At 63.8% G+C, this 19,798-nt stretch carries 16 protein-coding genes; 13 read left to right on the forward strand and 3 right to left on the reverse strand.

Annotated elements, in window-relative coordinates:
- Positions 1–54: 54 nt before the first annotated feature.
- The gene (locus AC0L3O_RS03830; RefSeq protein ID WP_287341476.1) at positions 55–1,077 is read left to right on the forward strand and encodes a LacI family DNA-binding transcriptional regulator; all 1,023 of its coding nucleotides are present in this window, start codon (positions 55–57) and stop codon (positions 1,075–1,077) included.
- Between the two features lie 504 nt (positions 1,078–1,581).
- Here the strand turns inward: AC0L3O_RS03830 and AC0L3O_RS03835 are convergent.
- The gene (locus AC0L3O_RS03835; protein WP_023799451.1) at positions 1,582–2,163 is read right to left on the reverse strand and encodes a TetR/AcrR family transcriptional regulator; all 582 of its coding nucleotides are present in this window, start codon (positions 2,161–2,163) and stop codon (positions 1,582–1,584) included.
- 262 nt (positions 2,164–2,425) lie between these two features.
- On the opposite strand from AC0L3O_RS03835, the gene AC0L3O_RS03840 reads away from it, so the two are divergent.
- The 6 genes from AC0L3O_RS03840 (at position 2,426) to AC0L3O_RS03865 (ending at position 11,649) form a co-directional block, all read left to right on the forward strand.
- Complete coding sequence (locus tag AC0L3O_RS03840) at positions 2,426–2,683, forward strand: hypothetical protein (protein WP_027152252.1); 258 nt, start codon at positions 2,426–2,428, stop codon at positions 2,681–2,683.
- On the forward strand, positions 2,677–5,853 hold the full coding sequence (locus AC0L3O_RS03845) for an efflux RND transporter permease subunit (protein ID WP_473522578.1): 3,177 nt from the start codon (positions 2,677–2,679) through the stop codon (positions 5,851–5,853). The genes AC0L3O_RS03840 and AC0L3O_RS03845 overlap by 7 nt, the downstream gene beginning before the upstream one ends.
- A 15-nt stretch (positions 5,854–5,868) precedes the next feature.
- Positions 5,869–7,038 carry an efflux RND transporter periplasmic adaptor subunit gene (locus AC0L3O_RS03850; protein WP_128171977.1) on the forward strand — a complete coding sequence of 390 codons (1,170 nt, stop codon included), beginning with the start codon at positions 5,869–5,871 and terminating at the stop codon, positions 7,036–7,038.
- Positions 7,039–7,297: 259 nt separating this feature from the next.
- Positions 7,298–8,404, forward strand: a complete 1,107-nt coding sequence (locus AC0L3O_RS03855; protein WP_473614853.1) for a mandelate racemase/muconate lactonizing enzyme family protein — start codon at positions 7,298–7,300, stop codon at positions 8,402–8,404.
- Between the two features lie 361 nt (positions 8,405–8,765).
- Positions 8,766–10,088: an NAD(P)H-dependent oxidoreductase gene (locus AC0L3O_RS03860; protein ID WP_287175611.1), complete on the forward strand. Its 1,323-nt coding sequence runs from the start codon at positions 8,766–8,768 to the stop codon at positions 10,086–10,088.
- Between the two features lie 19 nt (positions 10,089–10,107).
- The gene (locus tag AC0L3O_RS03865) at positions 10,108–11,649 is read left to right on the forward strand and encodes a xylulokinase (protein ID WP_473614854.1); all 1,542 of its coding nucleotides are present in this window, start codon (positions 10,108–10,110) and stop codon (positions 11,647–11,649) included.
- On the opposite strand, the gene AC0L3O_RS03870 is transcribed toward AC0L3O_RS03865, so the two are convergent.
- Positions 11,646–12,608 carry a sugar-binding transcriptional regulator gene (locus AC0L3O_RS03870; protein ID WP_473533931.1) on the reverse strand — a complete coding sequence of 321 codons (963 nt, stop codon included), beginning with the start codon at positions 12,606–12,608 and terminating at the stop codon, positions 11,646–11,648. The two genes, AC0L3O_RS03865 and AC0L3O_RS03870, sit on opposite strands and share 4 nt — an antisense overlap.
- Positions 12,609–13,041: 433 nt before the next feature.
- Here AC0L3O_RS03870 and AC0L3O_RS03875 point away from each other — a divergent pair, with 433 nt between their 5' ends.
- The 5 genes from AC0L3O_RS03875 (at position 13,042) to AC0L3O_RS03895 (ending at position 18,373) form a co-directional block, all read left to right on the forward strand.
- Positions 13,042–14,052 (forward strand): ABC transporter permease, encoded by a 1,011-nt coding sequence (locus AC0L3O_RS03875; RefSeq protein ID WP_128171973.1) that lies wholly within the window; start codon positions 13,042–13,044, stop codon positions 14,050–14,052.
- A gap of 132 nt (positions 14,053–14,184) precedes the next feature.
- Positions 14,185–15,123, forward strand: coding sequence for a sugar ABC transporter substrate-binding protein (locus AC0L3O_RS03880; RefSeq protein ID WP_128171972.1), 939 nt, complete (start codon positions 14,185–14,187; stop codon positions 15,121–15,123).
- Between the two features lie 50 nt (positions 15,124–15,173).
- Positions 15,174–16,682, forward strand: a complete 1,509-nt coding sequence (locus tag AC0L3O_RS03885; RefSeq protein WP_473614856.1) for a sugar ABC transporter ATP-binding protein — start codon at positions 15,174–15,176, stop codon at positions 16,680–16,682.
- A gap of 135 nt (positions 16,683–16,817) precedes the next feature.
- A complete protein-coding gene (locus AC0L3O_RS03890) occupies positions 16,818–17,582 on the forward strand; it encodes an SDR family oxidoreductase (RefSeq protein WP_473533933.1) in 765 nt (254 codons plus the stop codon).
- Positions 17,583–17,590: 8 nt separating this feature from the next.
- Entirely contained in the window at positions 17,591–18,373 is a 783-nt protein-coding gene (locus AC0L3O_RS03895; RefSeq protein ID WP_473533934.1) for an SDR family oxidoreductase, read from the forward strand.
- Between the two features lie 226 nt (positions 18,374–18,599).
- Here AC0L3O_RS03895 and AC0L3O_RS03900 read toward each other — a convergent pair whose 3' ends face one another.
- Positions 18,600–18,722 carry a hypothetical protein gene (locus tag AC0L3O_RS03900; protein WP_268931792.1) on the reverse strand — a complete coding sequence of 41 codons (123 nt, stop codon included), beginning with the start codon at positions 18,720–18,722 and terminating at the stop codon, positions 18,600–18,602.
- A gap of 83 nt (positions 18,723–18,805) precedes the next feature.
- Here AC0L3O_RS03900 and AC0L3O_RS03905 point away from each other — a divergent pair, with 83 nt between their 5' ends.
- Positions 18,806–19,780 carry an ABC transporter substrate-binding protein gene (locus AC0L3O_RS03905; RefSeq protein WP_128167754.1) on the forward strand — a complete coding sequence of 325 codons (975 nt, stop codon included), beginning with the start codon at positions 18,806–18,808 and terminating at the stop codon, positions 19,778–19,780.
- The last annotated feature ends 18 nt before the right edge of the window (positions 19,781–19,798 follow it).

Here is a 19,798-nt window from a genome sequence, read left to right on the forward strand (position 1 = left end):
CCGGGTTGGCCGTATCTCTGGTACAAGATCACATCGGCTCCTATGACTGCGACTATGAAAGCCACCGTTGCGGACATCGCCAGAAGCTGCGGGCTGTCGACCGCGACGGTCGACCGGGTGCTGAACAACCGGCCGGGCGCCAGCGCCGCCAACCGGCAGCGGGTGATGGAGGCGGCCAAGCAGCTTGGCTATCTGCCGGTCGTGGATCAGGTCACGCTGCCCTCGCGGCCGGCGCATCTCGAGTTCTTCCTGCCGATCGGCTCGAACGCCTTCATGACGGATCTGGCAAATCATATCGAGGACTATGCCGCACGCTTGCCACTTGTCGCCTCCTGTCGGATCCACAAGCTCGCCGGGATCTCGCCGAACGCGTTGCAGGCGGCCGTCGAAAACCTCTCGCTTAGGGCGAACGGCGTCGGTGTCATTGCGATCGATCACCCGAGAACGCGCAACATCCTGCGCGAGATCGTCGAAGCCGGCATCCGCCTGGTCACGCTGGTGTCGGACGTTCCGGGCGCGCCGCGATCGGCCTATGTCGGCATCGACAACCGTGTCGCCGGGCGCACCGCAGCCCTTTTGATGGGACGTTTCCTGGGCGGCCGCACGGGCCATCTGGCAATGATCGTCGGCTCACGCTCCTATCGCGGGCATGAAGAACGCGAAATGGGCTTTCGCTCGGTGCTCAGCGAGGAGTTCCGCAATTTGACCGTGACCAGCGCCGTCGAGATCAACGACGAGCCTGATATCAGCTACACGGCGACGATGAAGGCGCTGCACAACGAGCCGGAACTGCTCGGCATCTATTGCGTCGGCGCCGGACGCTCTGGCGTGGCGAAAGCGCTGCTGGAAGCCAAGCCGCAAAGGAAGCCGGTGTTCATCTGTCACGACCTGACAAGGGCGACACGCGGCTATCTCGTCGACGATCTGCTCGATGTCGTCATCGACCAGAATGCACGGCTGATCGCCGAGCAATCAGTCATTCGCCTGCTCGGCTCGATCGCTTCCTCGGCGCCCTATCTGACGCGGAAATTCATCGAACCGCGCCTGATCTTCAAGGAGAACGTTCCGGTCCAGTGATGCCACGCAAGCGCCACGGTTGGTCGCGGCGATGGTAATATTCGGTTGATAGCGCGAATCTGCACATCTGCTATGCATCTTTTGCTATTGCCGAATCATTGGGCAACCGCTAGTTTCGCAGTTGTCGGCCATCTACTCCTCCCAGATGCGATGCCGACGCTGAGTGCGGCGCACCTCCTCCCGCGTCGTATTCGAAATCGAGCCCGCTGCCACCTCCTCCCGGCAGCGGGCTTTTTTTGTTCTTGGGTGTCGGGCAAGGCGGCGGCAATCGCCAATGGCTGGTTCGGGCAGCGCCGCAGCCCCATTGGAATCCCGCCACACTTGTCAATCTCACCAATTCGCTATCGGGCCTAGCCTGCTCACAACCAGCAGCGACCGCCGCGCGCAAGAGCGCGGCGACAGACCGGCAACGGAGACGTGAGATGACAGCACATGCCAAGGCAAAAGAGTACTCGCGGCGCGGCTTGCAATGACACGCCAGCGATCGTTTCGCCGCTTGCGAGACTATCTGGCCCTGAACGAGGTGATCAGGCCTTCCGCCATGCGGACAAACTGCGCGCTGGGGCCTTCGGCTCCGACGCTTTGCAGGCTGACACGGGCGCCTTCAAGCAGTAGCGACAATGTATCGGCGAGAAGCTCTGCCTGGCCGATGCCGGCATCCCGACACAGGCCGACGAGGCGGTCGCGCTGAGCCTGCTTGAGTTCCTTGATTACCCGACGGGCCGGATGGTCGGTCTCGCTCAACTCGATGGCGGCGTTGGCCATGTCGCAACCGCGGCCGTCCATCATCAGGCAATCGGCTGCCATCCGGACCCAGGCATGCAGTTGCGCAAGCTTGTCGCCCGGATGCTCCGCCTCGAACTTTTGCCACATCGCGTTGGCGCTGCATGCGGTCGCCCGCAGGCACTCGATGACCAGATCGTCCTTGGACTCGAAATGACGGTAGAGCGTCATCTTGTTGGTACCGGCGGCCTCAGTGATCGCGTCGACGCCGACGCCCTTGATGCCATGCTTGTGGAACATATCCCGTGCCGTCTCCAGGATGCGATCCCGGGGGCGGATGCGTTCCGCAGTGCCGTCTTCCATCAAAACCTCCTTGGTTTCCGGGATTTCCGAAAAATCCCTCGGCACACCTCTTGACTAGGGTGTTACCGGTCTGTAACTTCTAGATGTTACTTACTGGTAACACCCTCATTGCCTCGTGTCAATCTCGCAGGCGCTTGTGAACAGCCTCCGCCAAATCGGCCCAGGCATGAAACTGCGCCCCAGGCGACTTTGGCCGCGAACAGGAAGACCACCCGATCTGCGGCGGCGTACGCCGCAGATCGCCAAGCCAGGAGCCGCTACGATGTCGCAGCGCAAAGATTTGACGATCGACGATGTTGTGAAGGATCCGATGATCCGGATGCTGATGAAAGCCGACCGTGTCGACCCGCACGCTTTCGAGACGATGCTGCGTACCCTTGCGGATGCGCAGCTCCGCGGCCGCAAGGCGCCGCCTCGTTTCCTGGAAGATTCCGGGCAAAGCCGCAGCCGGCGGCTGTCAAGGGTAGCCAAGGCCTTTGGCCAGGCAAGAGCATCGGGCGAGGCGTGCGTGTCATGGTAAATTTCTTCATCCACCGTCCGATCTTCGCATCGTCGATCGCCATCATCATGGTGCTCGCCGGGACGATCTGCTATTTCCTGCTGCCTGTCTCGCAGTTTCCCGACATCACGCCACCTCAGGTGGTGGTCAGCGCCAACTATCCGGGCGCCAGTGCGCAAGTTGTGGCCGACACCGTCACGACGCCGCTCGAACAGCAGATCAACGGCGTTCAAGGCATGACCTACATGTCGTCGTCGAGTTCCAATGACGGCTCCTCGACGATCACCGTCACCTTCGAGGTCGGCTATCCCCTGAGCACCGCCGCCGTCGACGTCCAGAACCGCGTGTCACAGGCGGCGTCCTCGCTGCCTGCCATCGTCAACCAGGGCGGCGTGACGATCAAGAAGCAGAACCCGAACTTCGTCCTGATCGTCAACCTCACCTCGCCCGATGGCTCTGTCGATCCGGTCGCGCTCAGCAACCTCGCCTACCTGCAAGTCGTCGACCCGCTGAAGCGCCTGCCCGGCGTCGGCGACGTGCAGATCTTCGGCGAGCGGCGCTATTCGATGCGCGTATGGCTCGATCCCGACAAGCTCGCCAATCTCGGCATCACCGCCGTCGATGTCCAAAACGCCATCGCCGAGCAGAATGTCCAGGTCGCGGCCGGCAAGATCGGGCAGTCGCCGGCGCCGGCCGGCACCGCTTTCGAAATGCAGGTCAACGCGGTTGGCCGACTGAGCGATCCCAAGGAATTCGGCGATATCATCGTGCGCGCCGATGCCGCGAACGGTTCGCTGGTGCGGTTGCGCGACGTCGCGCGCATCGAACTCGGCGCCCTGCAATATTCGTCGTCGGCGTTCTTCGGCGAGGACCCGACCGTGGTGCTCGCGGTCTACCAGATGCCGGGCTCGAACGCGCTCGATCTGCAGCAGCGCGTCAAGGACAAGATGCAGGAATTGTCGGCCCGCTTCCCCAAGGGCGTCAGCTACGCCATGCATTACGATACGACACGTTTCGTTTCGGCGTCGATGCACGACGTGGTGGTCACGCTCGGCGAGGCGCTGGTCCTGGTCGTCGCGGTGGTGTTCATCTTCCTGCAGAGCTGGCGCACCACGATCATCCCGACGATCGCGATTCCCGTGTCGCTGGTGGCCACGCTCGTCGTCATGTACATGTTCGGCTTCTCGCTGAACATGCTCAGCCTGCTCGGCATGGTGCTGGCGATCGGACTCGTCGTCGATGACGCGATCGTCGTCGTCGAGAATGTCGAACGCCAGCTGGAGGCCGGCCTAAAACCGCTGGCTGCGACGCGCGCGGCGATGGCCGAGGTCACCGGCCCGATCATCGCCACAACCGCCGTGCTGATGGCCGTGTTCGTGCCGGTCGCCTTCATACCCGGCGTTTCTGGCCGGCTCTACAATCAATTTGCCCTGACGGTGGCGATCTCCTTCGGCATCTCCGCCTTCGTCTCGCTGACGCTCACCCCGGCGCTGAGCGCCGCTTTCCTGCGCCACCGCCCGGCCACGCAATTCGTGCTGTTCCGCTGGTTCAACACGGGCTTCGATCGGCTGTCGCATGCCTATGCCAATGGTGTGCGCTTCCTCATCCGCCTGCGCTGGATCATGCTCGGCATATTCGCGGCTGGGCTTGTCGCGACCTATTTCGTCTGGCAGCGCCTGCCCTCGACCTTCCTTCCGGTCGAGGACCAGGGCTATTTCTTCGTGGTCATCCAATTGCCGGATGGGGCGTCGCTGGAACGCACCGACGCGGTGGCGCGGAAGGCACGCGAGATCCTGCAGAACACGCCTGGTGTCGATATCGTCGGCTCGATCAGCGGCTTGAACTTCCTCACCAGTGCCGCCCAGTCGAACTCGGCGGTGGAATTCGCCATCCTGAAGCCATGGGACGAACGCGGCCCTGACCAGAGCGCCTCGAAGCTCGTCGCCGACGTGCGCTCGAAGCTCATGGAACTTCCTGAAGCCTTCGCGCTGAGTTTCGACCCGCCTTCGATCCCGGGCATCGGCACGACCGGCGGCTTCGAATTCCAGGTGGAGGACCTGACCGGTCGCGGCAGCGCTGCGCTCAACGATGCGACGCAAGCCGTGCTGGCCGAAGCGCGCAAACAGCCCGAGCTCAACCCGCAGCAATTGTTCTCGTCGTTCTCGACCTCGACGCCGCAGTTCAACTACGACCTCGATCGCAACAAGGCGAAGCTGCTCGGCCTCAGCCTGCCCGACGTGTTCAACACACTGCAGATCTATCTCGGCTCGCTCTATGTGAACGACTTCAACCTGTTCGGCCGCACCTTCCGGGTGACGATCCAGGCCGACAAGGATGCGCGTGCGGGTGCGGCCGACATTTCGCGGCTCTATGTGCGCAATGCCTCCGGCGGCATGGTGCCGTTGAGCACGCTCGGCAAGCTGGTGCCTATCGTCGGCCCGGAAACCGTCCCGCATTACAACAACAATGCGTCGGCCCTGATCAATGGCGGTGCCGCACCCGGCTTCTCCTCGGGCCAGGCGGTCGCTGCGATGGAACGTGCCGCCGCCACGGCGCTGCCGAAGGATTTCGGCTACGAATGGACGGGCATCACCTATCAGGAGCTCAAGGCCGGATCGATCGCCTCGATCGTCTTCGGTCTCGCCATGGTCTTCGTCTTCCTGATCCTTGCCGCCCAATATGAGAGCTGGGCCATGCCCTTCATGGTCCTGCTCGCGGTGCCGCTTGCCCTGTTCGGCGCCTTTGTCGCCTTGCTTATGCGCGGCATGCAGATCGACGTCTATTCGCAGATCGGTTTCGTCATGCTGATCGGGCTGGCGGCAAAGAACGCCATTCTGATCGTGGAGTTTGCCCGGCGCCGGCGCGAGGAAGGTCTCAGCATCGTCGACGCCGCAATGGAAGCGGCGCGCCTGCGGCTGCGGCCCATCCTGATGACCGCCTTCGCGTTCATCCTCGGTGTGCTGCCGCTGATGTTCTCGACAGGTGCCGGTGCAGCCAGCCGCCAGTCGATCGGCACCACCGTCTTTGGCGGCATGGTCGCAGCGACGATCCTGTCGCTGGTGTTCGTGCCGGTCTTCTACGCGGTGATCGAGCAGCTGCGCGAGCGCGGCAGCAAGAGCGAGCCTGTCGCCGAACCGACTGAACCAACTGCCGAACCCGCTTTCGAGCGATTGGCCGAAGCGGCCGAATAGAATTGGAGAATGATCATGCGTAAATGGAAAATTGCGTTGGGAGCGGCTGTTGCCGTGGGGGCGGTCTCGATGGCCAGCGTCCACTTGCTCGACATGGGTAATTTCGGCCTCAACGCCGGCACGGCAGGGGCGGCAACGCCTGAGCCCGCGGCGCCCGAGCCCGCGGCTTTTGTCATGCCGGTGCCAGTGGTGAGCGTCGTCAAGAAGACGATCCCGATCTATCTCGACTATGCCGCTCGCACCGAGCCGATCCGCAGCATCACGCTGCAGGCGCGCGTGCCGGGGTATCTGCAGGAGCAGGTCGCGCCCGACGGCAGCGATGTCAAGAAGGGCGACCTTCTCTACAAGATCGCTCCAGAAGATTTCCAGGCTGCCCTTGAACAGGCGAAGGCTCAGGTCCAGCGCGACGAGGCAACGCTCGACTATGCACGATCCAACCTTGGTCGCGGCACCGAACTGGCCAAGAGCGGATACATCGCCAAGGATGCGTTCGACCAGCGCACCAGCAGCTTGCGCGAGGCCCAAGCATCGCTCGCCGTCAACCAGGCGGCTGTGCGGACCGCCGAGCTCAATCTGAGCTATTCGGAAATCAAGGCGCCGTTCGCCGGGCGCGTCGGCCGCAACCAGGCCTCGGTCGGAACGCTGGTCAGCGTCGCCGGCACAGTGCTCAACACGCTGGTGCAGCTCGACCCGATCTATGTCACCTTCAATCCGAGCGAAACGGATCTGGCGCAGATCGAGGAAGCCCGCGCGACGGGAGCCATCGATGTCGACGTCCTGCTTCCCGGCGATACGGAACCGCGCCAGAGAGGTCAGCTCACCTTCATCGACAACACGGTCGATCGCTCGACCGGCACCATCACCGCACGCGCGACGATCGGCAATGCCAAGTTCACGCTGCTGCCGGGCCAATATGTTCGCGTCAGGCTGCATATCAAGCAGCAGCCAGATGCACTGATGGTGCCGCAGACGGCATTGGGATCGAGCCAGCTCGGCAAGTATCTCTACGTCGTCGGCAAGGACAATACTGTCGACCAGCGCATTGTTTCGCTGGGGCCGACCAACGGCGACCTGGTGGCGATCTCGAGCGGCGTAGCGGAAGGCGACCAGGTGATAACAGGCAATCTGCAGAAGATCGGCCCGGGAATGCCTGTCTCGCCGCTGCCACAGAAACCTGCCACCTGATACCCCCATCAGGCCCGGTCCAGCGGCGCCCCCGGCTATGCCGAGGGCGCCGTTTTGCTGAGCAGTTCGACAAGGCCGGCGACATCGGCACAGCTTCGAAGAATTGCTTGCCTATGCGCGCTGCCTCGAACAGTGTGTTTCCAGAGGCGTCAAGGCCGATCGCGCCGGCCTGACGCGCAACCGGCCTGACGGCAGTTGAGCCCAGCGGACGATGCAGGTTGGCGGCTTCGTCAGGGCGTCACAGCGACGGACAGAAAAATTGCGGATCAAAACCATCAAGGCCTACCATGTCGTGCAGCCGTTTGTGGACGGGCCCTACCGCATGTCCAAGGGGCGTGTCGCCGCCGCGTTCAACGCGGTGATCGTCGCAATCACCTCCGACAGCGGGCTGACCGGCTGGGGCGAGATGGCGCCGCTCGGCAATTTCTACTCGCCGGCATTCGCGGCCGGCACTCGCGCCGGCGTCATCGAAATTGCGCCGCATCTGCTCGGCCTCGATCCTCGCGCCTTGGCCAGTATCGGCAGGCTGATGGACACGGTGTTCAAGGGCCATCCCTACATCAAATCGGCGCTCGACATGGCCTGCTCGGATCTCGCTGCACGCGCCGCCGACATACCGCTGGTGACGCTGCTCGGCGGGCGCGAGAGCGAGACGGCGGAACTCTACAAGGTCGTCACCCATGGCACCGTCGACGCGATGGCCGCACTGGCCAAGCGCATCGTCAGGGACGGGTTTCACCGGCTGCAGGTCAAGGTCGGCGGCAACGTCCATGACGACATCGAGCGCGTCACCGCGGTCGCCGCTTCGGTGCCGAAGGGCACCGTCATCTTCTGCGACGCCAATGCCGGCTGGACGCCCTATCAGGCGCGCCAGTTCGCTGACGCGACGCGCGCCATCGACTACACGTTCGAGCAGCCCTGCACCACGATCGACGAATGCATGTCGGTGCGCCGCTCGCTCGACAAGCCGATGGTGCTCGACGAATCCGTCACCTCGCTGGACGACATGCTCGACATCCACCGCAAGGGGGCGGCTGACGGGCTGACGCTGAAAATCTCGCGGCTCGGCGGCGTGACCAAGACGCGCCAGATCCGCGACCTTGCCGTCGACCTGGGCTTCATGATCACCGTCGAGGACACCGGCGGCGCCGAGATCGACACATCAGCCATGGCGCATCTGTCGCTGTCGACGCCGGAGGAGCGCCGGCTGCACGCCATCGCCTTCCACGAATGGGTGACGGTGCGCACTGCATCGAACAAGCCGCCGGTTTCGGGCAGCCGCATGGGCATTCCGGACGGGCCGGGCCTCGGCATCGACGTTGTTCCCGACCTGCTTGGCGCGCCCTTCTTCGAGGTCGGCAGCTGACTGATATGCTGGCATGCGCCGACTGAGCATGCCGGCCAGCGCCCTCTGTTGCGCGGCTTCGTCGCAGGCGATAGGCGCAGCGGCAGCTGAGCAGCCATGAAATCAGTTTTTTCGTCGCACTCGCTTGCTTGCGAGAAGGGATGTCACGGTCGTCGCCGCCTGCATCCAAGAGATCACCGCTTTCTGCGCCCCTTACTGACCGCGCTGCCAAGCCGCAAGCCAAGGCTTGCAAAAATTAAAACACAGAATGTTTGCGGGGACGGCTGCCGAATTGCCGGTTGAAATATTTTTCATTTGGAAATAGGAATGTTCAAAATGATGACTTCGACGCTGCGGCGCGTCAGGAACTGGAGGAAGCGACATGGCCCATCCGCAATTTGCAGCGGAACTTTTGCAGCGCGCTGAACAGCAGGGACCGATCACCATCGGGCTTGCCGGCGCCGGGCAGATGGGCACCGACATCGTCGTCCAGGTCGCGCTGATGCCGGGCATGCGGATCGGCGCCATTTCCGAGGTCAGGCCGCAGGCGGCGATCGATGCGGCGCTGCTCGCCGGCCACGACCGCTCGGATATCGTGCAGGCCGGCAATGCGGCGGCGATCGACCGCGCCATCGAGGCCGGCAAGATCGCCGTGACCGAAGATTTGCATGCGCTGGCGTCCGCCGGCCGCATCGACGTCATCATCGACGCGACAGGCAATCCCAACATCGGCACGCTGTTCGCGCTTGAAGTGATGAAGAACGGCAAGCATATCGTCATGCTCAACGTCGAGGCCGACATCACCATCGGCCGCTTCCTCAAGGAGGAGGCGCGCAAGGCCGGCGTCGTCTATACCGGTGCGGCCGGCGACGAGCCGGCCTGCACGCTGGAGATCATCGGCTTTGCCAGGAGCCTCGGCTTCAACATCATCGCCGCCGGCAAGGGCAAGAACAATCCGCTGAAGATCGACGCCATGCCGGCCGACTACGAGAAGGAGGCGGCCGAGCGCAACATGAATGCGCGCATGCTGGTCGAGTTCGTCGACGGCTCGAAGACGGCGATCGAAATGGTGGCGATCGCCAACGCCACCGGCCTGGTGCCCGACGTGCCGGGCATGCACGGCCCGACCGCGACGCTGGAGGAACTCGCCGGCGTGCTTTGCCCGCGCGAGGATGGCGGCGTGCTGCACCGCAAGGGCGTGGTCGACTATTCGATCGGCAAGGGCGTGGCGCCCGGCGTGTTCTGCATCATCGAGACCAGGCATCCGCGCGTGCTGGAGCGCATGATCGACCTCAAGGTCGGCAAGGGCCCGTATTTCACGATCTTCCGCCCCTATCATTTGACCAGCCTGGAAGTGCCGCTGTCGGCGGCGCGCGCCGTGGTCTACAAGCGCGCCGACATGGAGCCGCTCGACCATCCGGTCGCCGAGGCGGTGGCGGTTGCCAAGAGCGAGCTTGCCCCTGGCCAGTCGCTCGGCATGATCGGCGAGAACGACTATCGCGGCTTCGCCATGACCTGGGAGGACGCGCGCGCCCGCGGCGCCCTGCCGCTCGGCCTCGCCGAACGCGCCAAGGTGGTCAAGCCGGTCAAGACAGGCGATTTCCTCACCTATGAAAATTGTGTACCCGACGATTCGATGGTGATAACCCAGATCCGCCGTCGTCTCGACCAGTCGGACGGACGGTTCGTTACGAACGCCGCCTGATCCGCTGGATTCCCGCCTGATGGACGATGTCGTAATCGGGATCGACGCCTCGACCACGGCCGTGAAAGCGATTGCCTTCACGCGCGACGGCAAGGAGCTGTTCCAGGCGCGCGAAGCCTATCCGCTTTCAAATCCCAGGCCCGGCCATTTCGAGCAGGATGCCGAACATTGGTGGACCGCGCTGCTCGGCGCCTTGAAGCAGGTCGCTGAGGCGGTTGGCGCTGCCCGGGTGGCGGCGATCGCCATCGCCCACCAGCGCGAGACATTTACGCTGATCGATCATGCCGGCAAGCCGCTTATTCCGGCGATCCTGTGGCTGGACGAGCGGGCGCGCCCGCAAGTCATCAGGCTTTCGGCGGAGCTCGGCCGCGAGACGATCCGCGACTGGAGCGGCAAACCGCCGGACCCGACGCCCGCGCTCTATGCGATCGCCTGGCTTGCCGAGCACCAGCCGCAAACGCTTGATGACGCAGCCGCACTTGTCGACGTGCATGGCTTCTTCCTCCACCGGCTGACCGGACGTCTGGTCACCAGCACGGCAAGTGCGGATCCGCTCGGGCTGCTCGACGTCAAGAATGGCACTTGGCACCCTCAGCTCGTCGAGGCCGCGGGGCTGCGCCCGGACCAGTTGCCGCGACTGGTCGCGCCCGGCGCGATCTGCGGCGGGCTTGGCGAAAGCGTGGCCCGGCTGATCGGGTTGAAGGCCGGCACGCCTGTTGTCGCCGGCGCCGGCGACGGCCAGGCGATGGGCCTTGGCATGGGCGTCTATGGCGACGGCAAAAACTACCTGTCGCTCGGCTCGGGCATCGTCAGCGGCTGTTACTCCCATGGGATCACGACTTCGGACGCGTTTCGAACGCTGGTCTCGCCGACCGGCTCGGGCTTCATGCTGGAGACCGTGCTGCGCTCGGGCATGCAACTGGTCGACTGGATCGTTCGCACCACCGGCTCGCCGTCGGCTGCAGCGCTGGAGAAAGCAGCGGTCGACGTTGCCGCCGGCAGCGAGGGCCTGCTCGTCATGCCGTATTGGGCCGGTGTCATGAGCCCCTATTGGGACGGCGCGGCGCGCGGCGCCATTGTCGGCCTGTCGCTCGACCATGAGCCGAAGCACCTTTTTCGAGCGGTTCTGGAAGGCATCGCCTTCGAGCAGGCCATCGCCAGCGAGGCAATGGAAACTCAAGCGGCCGAAACCCAAGCGGCGCAAACGCAGGCGGCGGAAACTCTGGCCGGCGGCAAACCGGCTGCGATGATCGCCGCCGGCGGCGGCACCAACTGCGCCCTGCTGATGCGGATCATGGCAAGCGTGCTCGAGCGGCCGCTCTCCGTCTCGCCGGTCAACGAAGCCGCAGCGCTCGGCGCCGCCATGCTGGCGGCTTCCGCTATCGGATGGTTTGCCTCGCCTGAAACGGCGGCTGAGGCGATGGCCGCGCCGCCGACCCAGCATGTCGACCCCGTCGACGGGCTGGTCTCCGGTTACCGTGTGCGCAAGGCAATCTACCGCGACCTCTATCAGGCGACGCGCGAGACCCATGTGCGGCTCGGTGAAGTCGGGCAGGTTTAGCGGTTGAGCAGGCCCTTGGCGGCGTCCTCGTCGGTGATCAGAACCGATATCCTGGTGTTGGCAAGCGCCGCCCGCATGATGGCGATTTTTTCCTGCCCTCCCGAAACCAGGATGATGGCCGGGATGTCCGACAGGTCCTGCAGCGGATAGGCGCAGACCCGGCGGTTGACCTCATGGTCGACGAGCCGGCCGTCGGCGTCGATGAAATGGCATAAAATATCGCCAACTGCGCCGGCCGCCTGAAGCTCTTCGAGTTCGCTGGGCTTGATGAAGCCGTAATTGGCGATCGGGCTGTCAGTGGAAAACGATCCGACGCTGAGCACGGCGATGTTTGCCCGGCGCGCGCGGAAGACGACGTCCTGAACGCTGCGCTGGCTCATGAAGGCTTCGCGCTGCTCCGGCCTGTCGGCATAGACCGGCACCGGCAGCAGAAAGCACTCGGCGCCGATCTTTTCGGCGAATTCCCAGGCGCTTTCGGTCGGGTTGAGCGGCTGGGCATGGGTGAGGCCGCCCAGCATGGAAACCACCGTCGTCCTGGCGATCGGCCGCCGCGGCAATTCACTGATGGCGAACTTCAGCGTGCGCCCCCAGCCCAGCGCGATGACATCGCCGGCATTCACATTGTCGGCCAGATAGGCGCCCGCGGCATGGCCGATCATCAGCGGCGCGTTGCTTCGGTCGGCGGCCGACGGCACCACAACGGCCTGGCTGAGCCCAAAACGCTGCTTCAGAGCCTCTTCCAGCACCAAGCATTCGACGACGCTGTCACGGATGCGGAACTGGACGACGCCCTCCTCACGCGCGGCGGACAGGATGCGATGCACCTTGATGCGGCCGATGCCGAGGATCTCCGAAATCCTCTCCTGCGTCAGACCCTCGATATAATAGTGCCACGCGGCACGGGCCTTCAGCTCGGCATCCGGGAAGCGCGAGGCCTTGTCATTCTCTGTCATCGCCATCTTTTTGCCCTCCCGCGGTCGTCCGAATCCTTAAATGCCATTCAAATGGCGTTATCCGACCAAGCGACGCGAAATTATTCTGCATGCCCGGGATTCGAGATTCAGGACATCGACAGGATACCTCTACAACGTGAGTGAAAGCCAAAATGGTCAACATTTACTTCGTCTTGGCCGTCCTGCCCTGCTCAAGCAGCCGACATGAATCCGCAGGATGAGACCGGACCTGAAAACGCGGCATTTCATGCCCTTTCGTACGGCAAACCGGCTGGCGGCGCAAACCGGCGTGGAATGATGCGGCGGGCCTTGACAATTTTCCGACGAACAGTTTAGCTGAACAAAATTGCATATCAAAGATAAATTGTTCACAGGGAGGTGCCTAGTGAACAAGAGTGAGCCGACGACGTATCGCCGGAGCGCTGATGGAGGAGACAAAATGGCTGTGAGCAACGGTGCAAGCGAGTTGAAGGCCGGCCCAAATGCACAGGCCGCGGCGGGCGCGAAGCTTTCGGCCCTGTTCGCCGGAACCATGGGACCGCTAATCGGGCTGGTGCTGCTGTGCCTTGCTCTGTCGCTGACCACCGACACGTTTCTGACTGTCCGCAACATCCTCAACGTGCTCGACCAGGTCACCGTGCTCGGCATCATGGCGATCGGCATGACGCTGGTCATCCTGATCGGTGGCATCGACCTGTCCGTCGGTTCCGTGCTGGCGCTCGCCGCCATGGTGATGGGCTTCGTCGCCCATCCCGACCACCTCAATCTCGGCATGCCTGCCGGCATCGTCACAGCGCTTGTCGTTGCTGGGCTTTGCGGGCTGGTTTCAGGCCTGCTCGTGACCGTCACCAGACTGCCGCCCTTCATCGCCACGCTGGCGATGATGTCGGTGGCCCGCGGTCTTGCCAACATGATCACCGACGGCTCGCAGATCATCGGCTTCCCCGACTGGTTCACCAGCCTGTCGATCATCCGCCATTTCGGCTTCCTGTCGGTCACCGTCGGCTTGATGATCGTTCTGGCCATCATCTTCGCGATCTTCCTGAACTATCGCGCGACCGGCCGCAGCCTCTACGCGATCGGCGGCAGCGCCGAGGTCGCCAGGCTGTCCGGCATACCGGTCAAGTCGCTGACCAACTGGGTCTACGCCGTCTGCGGCGTTCTGGCGGGGCTCGCCGGCATCGTGCTTGCGGCACGGCTTGATTCCGTCCAGCCGAGTTCCGGCTTCGGCTACGAGCTGGACACGATCGCGGCGGTGGTGATCGGCGGCGCCAGCCTGTCGGGCGGCGTCGGCTCGATCGGCGGCACCGCCATCGGCGTGCTCATCATCGGCGTGCTGCGCAACGGGCTGAACCTGCTTGGCGTGTCGCCCTTCATCCAGCAGGTGGTGATCGGCGTGGTGATCGCGCTGGCGGTGGCCACGGATACATGGCGGCGCAGAGCGCAATGAAGAGTGGGGCGCAATGAGATTCACCCGGATGTCCGGGCGAAAACGGATCGGTGATCCGAAACTGGGAGTTGTTCGGCCAAGGGGCGCCGTGATGCGCCGGCGGGACAGATTGAACATCAACGGAGGAAACACATGCTGACCAAACGTTCATTGCTGCTTGCTGCCGCGGCCGTCATTCCGCTGCTCGGACTGTCCGAGATGGCCTCGGCCAAGGAGGCCAAGAAGCTTGGTCTCGCCGTCGCCAACCTGCAGGCCGACTTCTTCAACCAGATCAAGCAGTCCGTCGAGGCCTATGGCAAGGAAAAGGGCATCGAGATCGTCACCGTCGACGCCAAGGGCGATTCGGCGACCCAGGTCAGCCAGGTGCAGGACCTGATCACGCAGAACATCGATGCGCTGATCTACATCCCGGCCGGCGCCACCGCCGCCACCGTGCCGACCAAGACGGCCAAGGCGGCCGGCATCCCGGTCATCAATGTCGACCGCAACGCTGAGGGCGCCCCCGGCGACACCTTCATCGCCACCAACAGCGTGGCATCGGCCAAGGCGGTTTGCGACTACATCGCCAAGCAGGCCGGCGGCAAGGGTGAGTTGATCATCATCCATGGCCAGAAAGGCACGACGCCCGAGGTCGACCGGTCGAAGGGCTGCGGCGAAGCGCTGAGCGCCTATCCCGACATCAAGGTGGTCGGCGAGCTGTGGAGCGAAGGCTGGCACCAGGACGAGGGCTTCAAGCTGACGCAGGACCTGTTGCAGTCGCATCCCGACGTGTCGATCGTCATCGGCCAGGCCGATGCGCTGGCGCTCGGTGCCGCGCAGGCGGTCAAGGTCGCCAATCCCGGCCACAAGGTCTGGATCGCCGGTTTCGACGGCGACGTGGCGGCGCTCAAGGCACTGAAAGGCGGCGTCTTCGACGTGACTGCGACGCAGCAGACGCAAGGCATGGGCCGGCTTTCGGTCGATGCGGCGATCAAGCTGGTGGCCGGCGAAACCGTTCCCGCAGAACAGCTGCAGGATGCGACGCTGACCACCAAGGACAATGTCGATCAGTTCATCGCCAAGCATCCTTAGTATCAGGCATCCCTGATCCCAAAAGAGTCCGGCAGTTGATGAGCGGAACGATGTCCCTGGATCCCAGCCATACGCAGACCCCGCATCTGGGGCTCTTCGTCAGCAGCCTCTGCAAGAGCTACGGGCCGGTGCAGGTCCTGGCCGATGCGAGCTTCGAAGTGCGGCCGGGAGAGGTCGTGGCGCTGCTTGGAGAAAATGGCGCCGGCAAGTCCACCGTTTCCAACATCATCGCCGGGTCGACCAAGCCCGATGCCGGCAGCATCACATGGCGGGGGAAGCCGTATTCCCCCGCCTCTCCCGCCGCGGCCATTGACGCCGGCGTCGGCATGATCCACCAGGAACTGAAGCTGCTGCCGGACCTGTCGGTTGCCGAGAACGTCTATGTCGGGCGCCTGCTGATGCGCGGCGGCCGCATCGACCGCGCGGCCATGAATGCGCGGGCATCGGCCCAACTGAAGCGGCTCGGCCTCGATGTCTCGCCGGAACGCAAGGTGGGCACGCTGCGTATCGCCGCACAGCAGCAGGTCGAGATCGCCAAGGCACTGACGCTCAATGCCGAGCTTCTGATCTTCGACGAACCGACAGCGGCACTTGGCAGCGAGGAAACGGAGCTGTTGTTCAAGCAGATCCGCAAGCTCAAGGCGGAAGGCATGTCCTTCATCTATATCAGCCACCGGCTGGACGAGGTCGCCGAGATCGCCGACCGCGTCGTGGTGATGCGCGACGGGCGCATTGTCGCCCGCCACGAGCGCGCCGACATTCCGGTGCGCGCGATCGTCGAGCAGATGGTCGGCCGCAGCGTCGAGCGGATGTTCCCGCCGCTGTCGGAACCGGGCAGCGAGGCGTTGCTCGAGGTCGAGAATCTGTCCTCGCCGGAACGTAGCTTTCAGAATGTCAGCTTCTCGGTAAGGGCCGGCGAAATCCTTGGCATCGCCGGCCTGATCGGCGCCGGCCGCACCGAACTGGTGCGGGCGATCGCCGGCGCCGATCCGATTTCCTCGGGGTCGGTGCGTATCGCCGGCAAACCGGTGCACCTCACTGGCCCGGCGGCGGCGATCAAGGCCGGCGTCGTGCTGGTGCCGGAAGACCGCAAGGCGCAAGGCGTGGTGCTCGACCAGACCATCGGCGAGAATCTGGCGATCGGCAATTTCGACCATGTCGCGCCGAATGGCTGGGTGTTTCCCAAGGCGGTGCAGAAATTCGCCGAGGCCGGCATCGGCCGGCTCGGCGTCAAGGGCCGGCCTAACCAGGCGATCAGCAAGCTTTCCGGCGGCAACCAGCAGAAGGTGATCATCGCCAAATGGATCTCACGGCCGCCCAAGGTGTTCATCCTGGACGAGCCGACACGCGGCATCGACGTCGGCGCGCGCGCCGCGATCTACGATGTCATCGCCGAACTCGCCCGCTCCGGCATGGCGGTGGTGGTGGTGAGCTCCGACCTTGAGGAAGTGCTCGGCCTGTCGCATCGCGTGCTGGTGCTGAGCCGTGGCCGGCAGCGTGGCATTCTAGACCGCAGCGAAGCGAGCAACGTCGCCGTCATGGAGCTCGCCACAAGCTGAGGGCGGCATAAAGGATCGGAATAGAGCGCAGCAGGTGGTATCCTCCCAGGCACCGGACCGCGCGGGGCGCCAGCCAGGACTGGCGCCCCTTCCTTCCCAGGGCAGCACCGGCGGCTCAACAGGAAAACATTTTCGATGAAACTATTCGATCTTCAGGGGGACGTTGCCCTCGTCACCGGCGCCGGCAGCGGCATCGGGCAAGCAATCGCCATCGGCCTGGCCGAAGCCGGCGCCGATATCGCCTGTTTTGGCCATACCTCGAAGGGCGGGCTGGACGAGACCGCGCACAGGATCTCGGCGCTCGGCCGCAAGGCATTGGTGCTGACCGGCACGGTGACGTCAGAGGCCGATTTGGCAGCGGCGATCGAACGCGCGGAGAAGGAACTCGGCCCGCTGACCATCGCCGTCAACAATGCTGGCGTCGCCGGGGCCGAGCCGGCCGAGACGCTGTCGCTGGAGAAATGGCAGAAGCTCTACGACGTCAATGTCAGCGGCGTGTTCCTGTCCTGCCAGGCCGAAGCGCGCGTAATGCTGACGCGGCGCAAGGGTTCGATCATCAACATCGCCTCGATGTCGGGCTCGATCGTCAACCGCGGCCTGACCCAGGCGCACTATAATTCGTCGAAGGCCGCCGTCATCCACATGTCCAGGAGTCTCGCCATGGAATGGGCCGATCGCGGCCTGCGCGTCAACGTCGTCAGCCCCGGCTACACGCTGACGCCGATGAACAAGCGGCCGGAGGTCGCCGACCAGGTCAGGATCTTCGAGCGCGACACGCCGATGGGGCGGATGGCGGCGCCGGAAGAGATGGTCGGCCCGACCGTGTTCCTGGCCAGCCGCGCCTCGAGTTTCGTCACCGGCATCGACTTGATCGTCGATGGCGGCTTCGTCTGCTGGTAGGAGAGAAAATGAAGCGGTTCGAGGGAAAGACGGCGGTCATCACCGGCGCCAGCGGCGGCATCGGTGCAGCCATAGCCCGGCGCTTCGCGGCTGAGGGGGCGGCTGTCGTCGTCAGCGCCATCGACGCGCGCGTCGAAGAGGTCGCCGCCGGACTGAAGGCGGAAGGCGCCAAGGTGGCATCGCTGCGCATGGACGTGACCAGGAAGGACGAGGTCGCCGCCCTCTATGATCTGGCCGAACAGCAGTTCGGCCGCGTCGACATCTCCGTGCAGAATGCCGGCGTCATCACCATCGCCAGGATCGAGGCGATGACCGAGGCCGAATGGGACAAGGTGATGGCGGTCAACACCAAGGGCGTGTTCCTGTGCTGCCAGGAGGCGATCGCGCGCATCCGCAAGCATGGCGACGGCGGCCGGCTGATCAACACCGCTTCCGGCCAGGCGCGCCAGGGTTTCATCTACACGCCGCACTATGCTGCCTCGAAATTCGGCGTCGTCGGCATCACCCAGAGCCTCGCCAAGGAAGTGGCCAAGGAGAAGATCACCGTCAACGCGATCTGCCCCGGCATCATCGACACCGACATGTGGGCCTACAACGACGCCGCATGGGGCAGACTGATGGGCGACTACAAGCCCGGCGAGTTGATGGCAGAATGGGTGAAGAACATCCCGATGGGCCGCGCCGGCAGCGGCGAGGATGTTTCGGGTCTGGTCAGCTTCCTGGCCAGCAGCGACGCCGCCTACATCACCGGCCAGACAATCAATGTCGATGGCGGCCTGATCATGTCGTGAGCAACGCGGCGGGTTCACGCGTCAATCTGCTGATATAATCGGCAGGCGGCGAAACTGCAGCCGAATTGCGCGATTCGCGCCGCGTTAGTCGTTGCGCGACATGAATGTTGGTATATATAATTTCATCCCATGAAAATGGCTTCGGCGACTGCCGAGAGCCGACAGCATGGGACCTTGATGGCTCGCAAGCTTGACGGCGCCGCAAGAGCGGCGATCGATCCGCGGATCACTGCTTCGGCAGCACGGCAGCCATGACGCGGTCGCACGACCTCTTCATCGAATTGGGCATCATTCCCGTCTGCGCCGACTTCAGCGCCGACAGCAATTTGCTGCCAATGGACTTGCGCAACGACCAGCTTTTCCAACACAATCAAAAAGACGCAAGAAGGGAACGAACGATAACTTCCACCAGAGCTTGACAGGAGCACAGGCATGTCACTTCGGAGTTTGATTTCGAGATTATCAATGGGAGCCTTAACACTTGCCGCGGCAAGTGCACTGACGCCTTCGGCCCAAGCGGCGGCGCCAGAATCGAACGACCCTATCAAGATCGCGCTGTTCGACTGGACCAGCGTCAATCTGAACGCAAAGATCCTCGGCGGCATTCTTGAAAAGCTGGGATACACGGTCGAGTACCCGACGGCCGATTATCTCTCCAGCCTGACCACCGGCCTTACCAATGGCGATCTCGCTGTCGCCATGGAATTCTGGGACACGACGGCCGGCGAAGCCATGAAGGCCTCGGATGCGACCGGGCAGACCGAACGCCTCGGCCCGCTCGGGCCCAAAGCCAAGGAGGAATGGTGGTATCCTGAATACATGAAGGAAAAATGCCCGGGCCTGCCGAACTGGGAGGCGCTGAAGGACCCGAAATGCGCCGAGGCCTTCTCGACCGCCGAAACGGCGCCGAACGGCCGCTATCTCGGCGGCCCGGTGACATGGGAAGGTTTTGACGACGAGCGTGCCGCGGCGCTGAAGCTGCCCTTCACCGTCATCCATGCCGGCACCGACGCGGCGATGTTCGCTGAGCTGGATTCGGCCTATCAGCGCAAGGCGCCGATCATGCTGTGGGTCTATTCGCCGCATTGGGCGCCGGCCAAATACAAGGGCGAATGGGTCGAATTCCCCGACTATACGCCGGAATGCTACACCGACCCGAAATGGGGCGTGAACCCCGAGGCAAAGTATGACTGCGGCAAGCCGCATGGCGAGATCTGGAAATATTCCTGGGCCGGCATGAAGGACAAATGGCCGGTCGCCTACAAGGTCGCGAAGAACTACACGATCGACACCGACGAGCTCAACAAGATGAGCGGCCAGATCGATCTCGAAGGCAAGACGCCGGAAGACGTCGCCGCCGCCTGGATCGCCGCCCACGAAGCCGACTGGAAAGCCTGGGCCGAGTGATCGCTCCAACTGGAAACT

This window comes from Mesorhizobium sp. WSM4810, assembly GCF_055811235.1.

What these genes read in the sequence shown, in the direction of transcription:
- AC0L3O_RS03830 (WP_287341476.1), top strand. Translation starts at nt 55, where the DNA reads ATGAAAGCCACCGTTGCGGACATCGCCAGAAGCTGCGGGCTGTCGACC.
- AC0L3O_RS03835 (WP_023799451.1), bottom strand. Translation starts at nt 2,163, where the DNA reads ATGGAAGACGGCACTGCGGAACGCATCCGCCCCCGGGATCGCATCCTG.
- AC0L3O_RS03840 (WP_027152252.1), top strand. Translation starts at nt 2,426, where the DNA reads ATGTCGCAGCGCAAAGATTTGACGATCGACGATGTTGTGAAGGATCCG.
- AC0L3O_RS03845 (WP_473522578.1), top strand. Translation starts at nt 2,677, where the DNA reads ATGGTAAATTTCTTCATCCACCGTCCGATCTTCGCATCGTCGATCGCC.
- AC0L3O_RS03850 (WP_128171977.1), top strand. Translation starts at nt 5,869, where the DNA reads ATGCGTAAATGGAAAATTGCGTTGGGAGCGGCTGTTGCCGTGGGGGCG.
- AC0L3O_RS03860 (WP_287175611.1), top strand. Translation starts at nt 8,766, where the DNA reads ATGGCCCATCCGCAATTTGCAGCGGAACTTTTGCAGCGCGCTGAACAG.
- AC0L3O_RS03865 (WP_473614854.1), top strand. Translation starts at nt 10,108, where the DNA reads ATGGACGATGTCGTAATCGGGATCGACGCCTCGACCACGGCCGTGAAA.
- AC0L3O_RS03870 (WP_473533931.1), bottom strand. Translation starts at nt 12,608, where the DNA reads ATGGCGATGACAGAGAATGACAAGGCCTCGCGCTTCCCGGATGCCGAG.
- AC0L3O_RS03875 (WP_128171973.1), top strand. Translation starts at nt 13,042, where the DNA reads ATGGCTGTGAGCAACGGTGCAAGCGAGTTGAAGGCCGGCCCAAATGCA.
- AC0L3O_RS03880 (WP_128171972.1), top strand. Translation starts at nt 14,185, where the DNA reads ATGCTGACCAAACGTTCATTGCTGCTTGCTGCCGCGGCCGTCATTCCG.
- AC0L3O_RS03885 (WP_473614856.1), top strand. Translation starts at nt 15,174, where the DNA reads ATGTCCCTGGATCCCAGCCATACGCAGACCCCGCATCTGGGGCTCTTC.
- AC0L3O_RS03890 (WP_473533933.1), top strand. Translation starts at nt 16,818, where the DNA reads ATGAAACTATTCGATCTTCAGGGGGACGTTGCCCTCGTCACCGGCGCC.
- AC0L3O_RS03895 (WP_473533934.1), top strand. Translation starts at nt 17,591, where the DNA reads ATGAAGCGGTTCGAGGGAAAGACGGCGGTCATCACCGGCGCCAGCGGC.
- AC0L3O_RS03905 (WP_128167754.1), top strand. Translation starts at nt 18,806, where the DNA reads ATGTCACTTCGGAGTTTGATTTCGAGATTATCAATGGGAGCCTTAACA.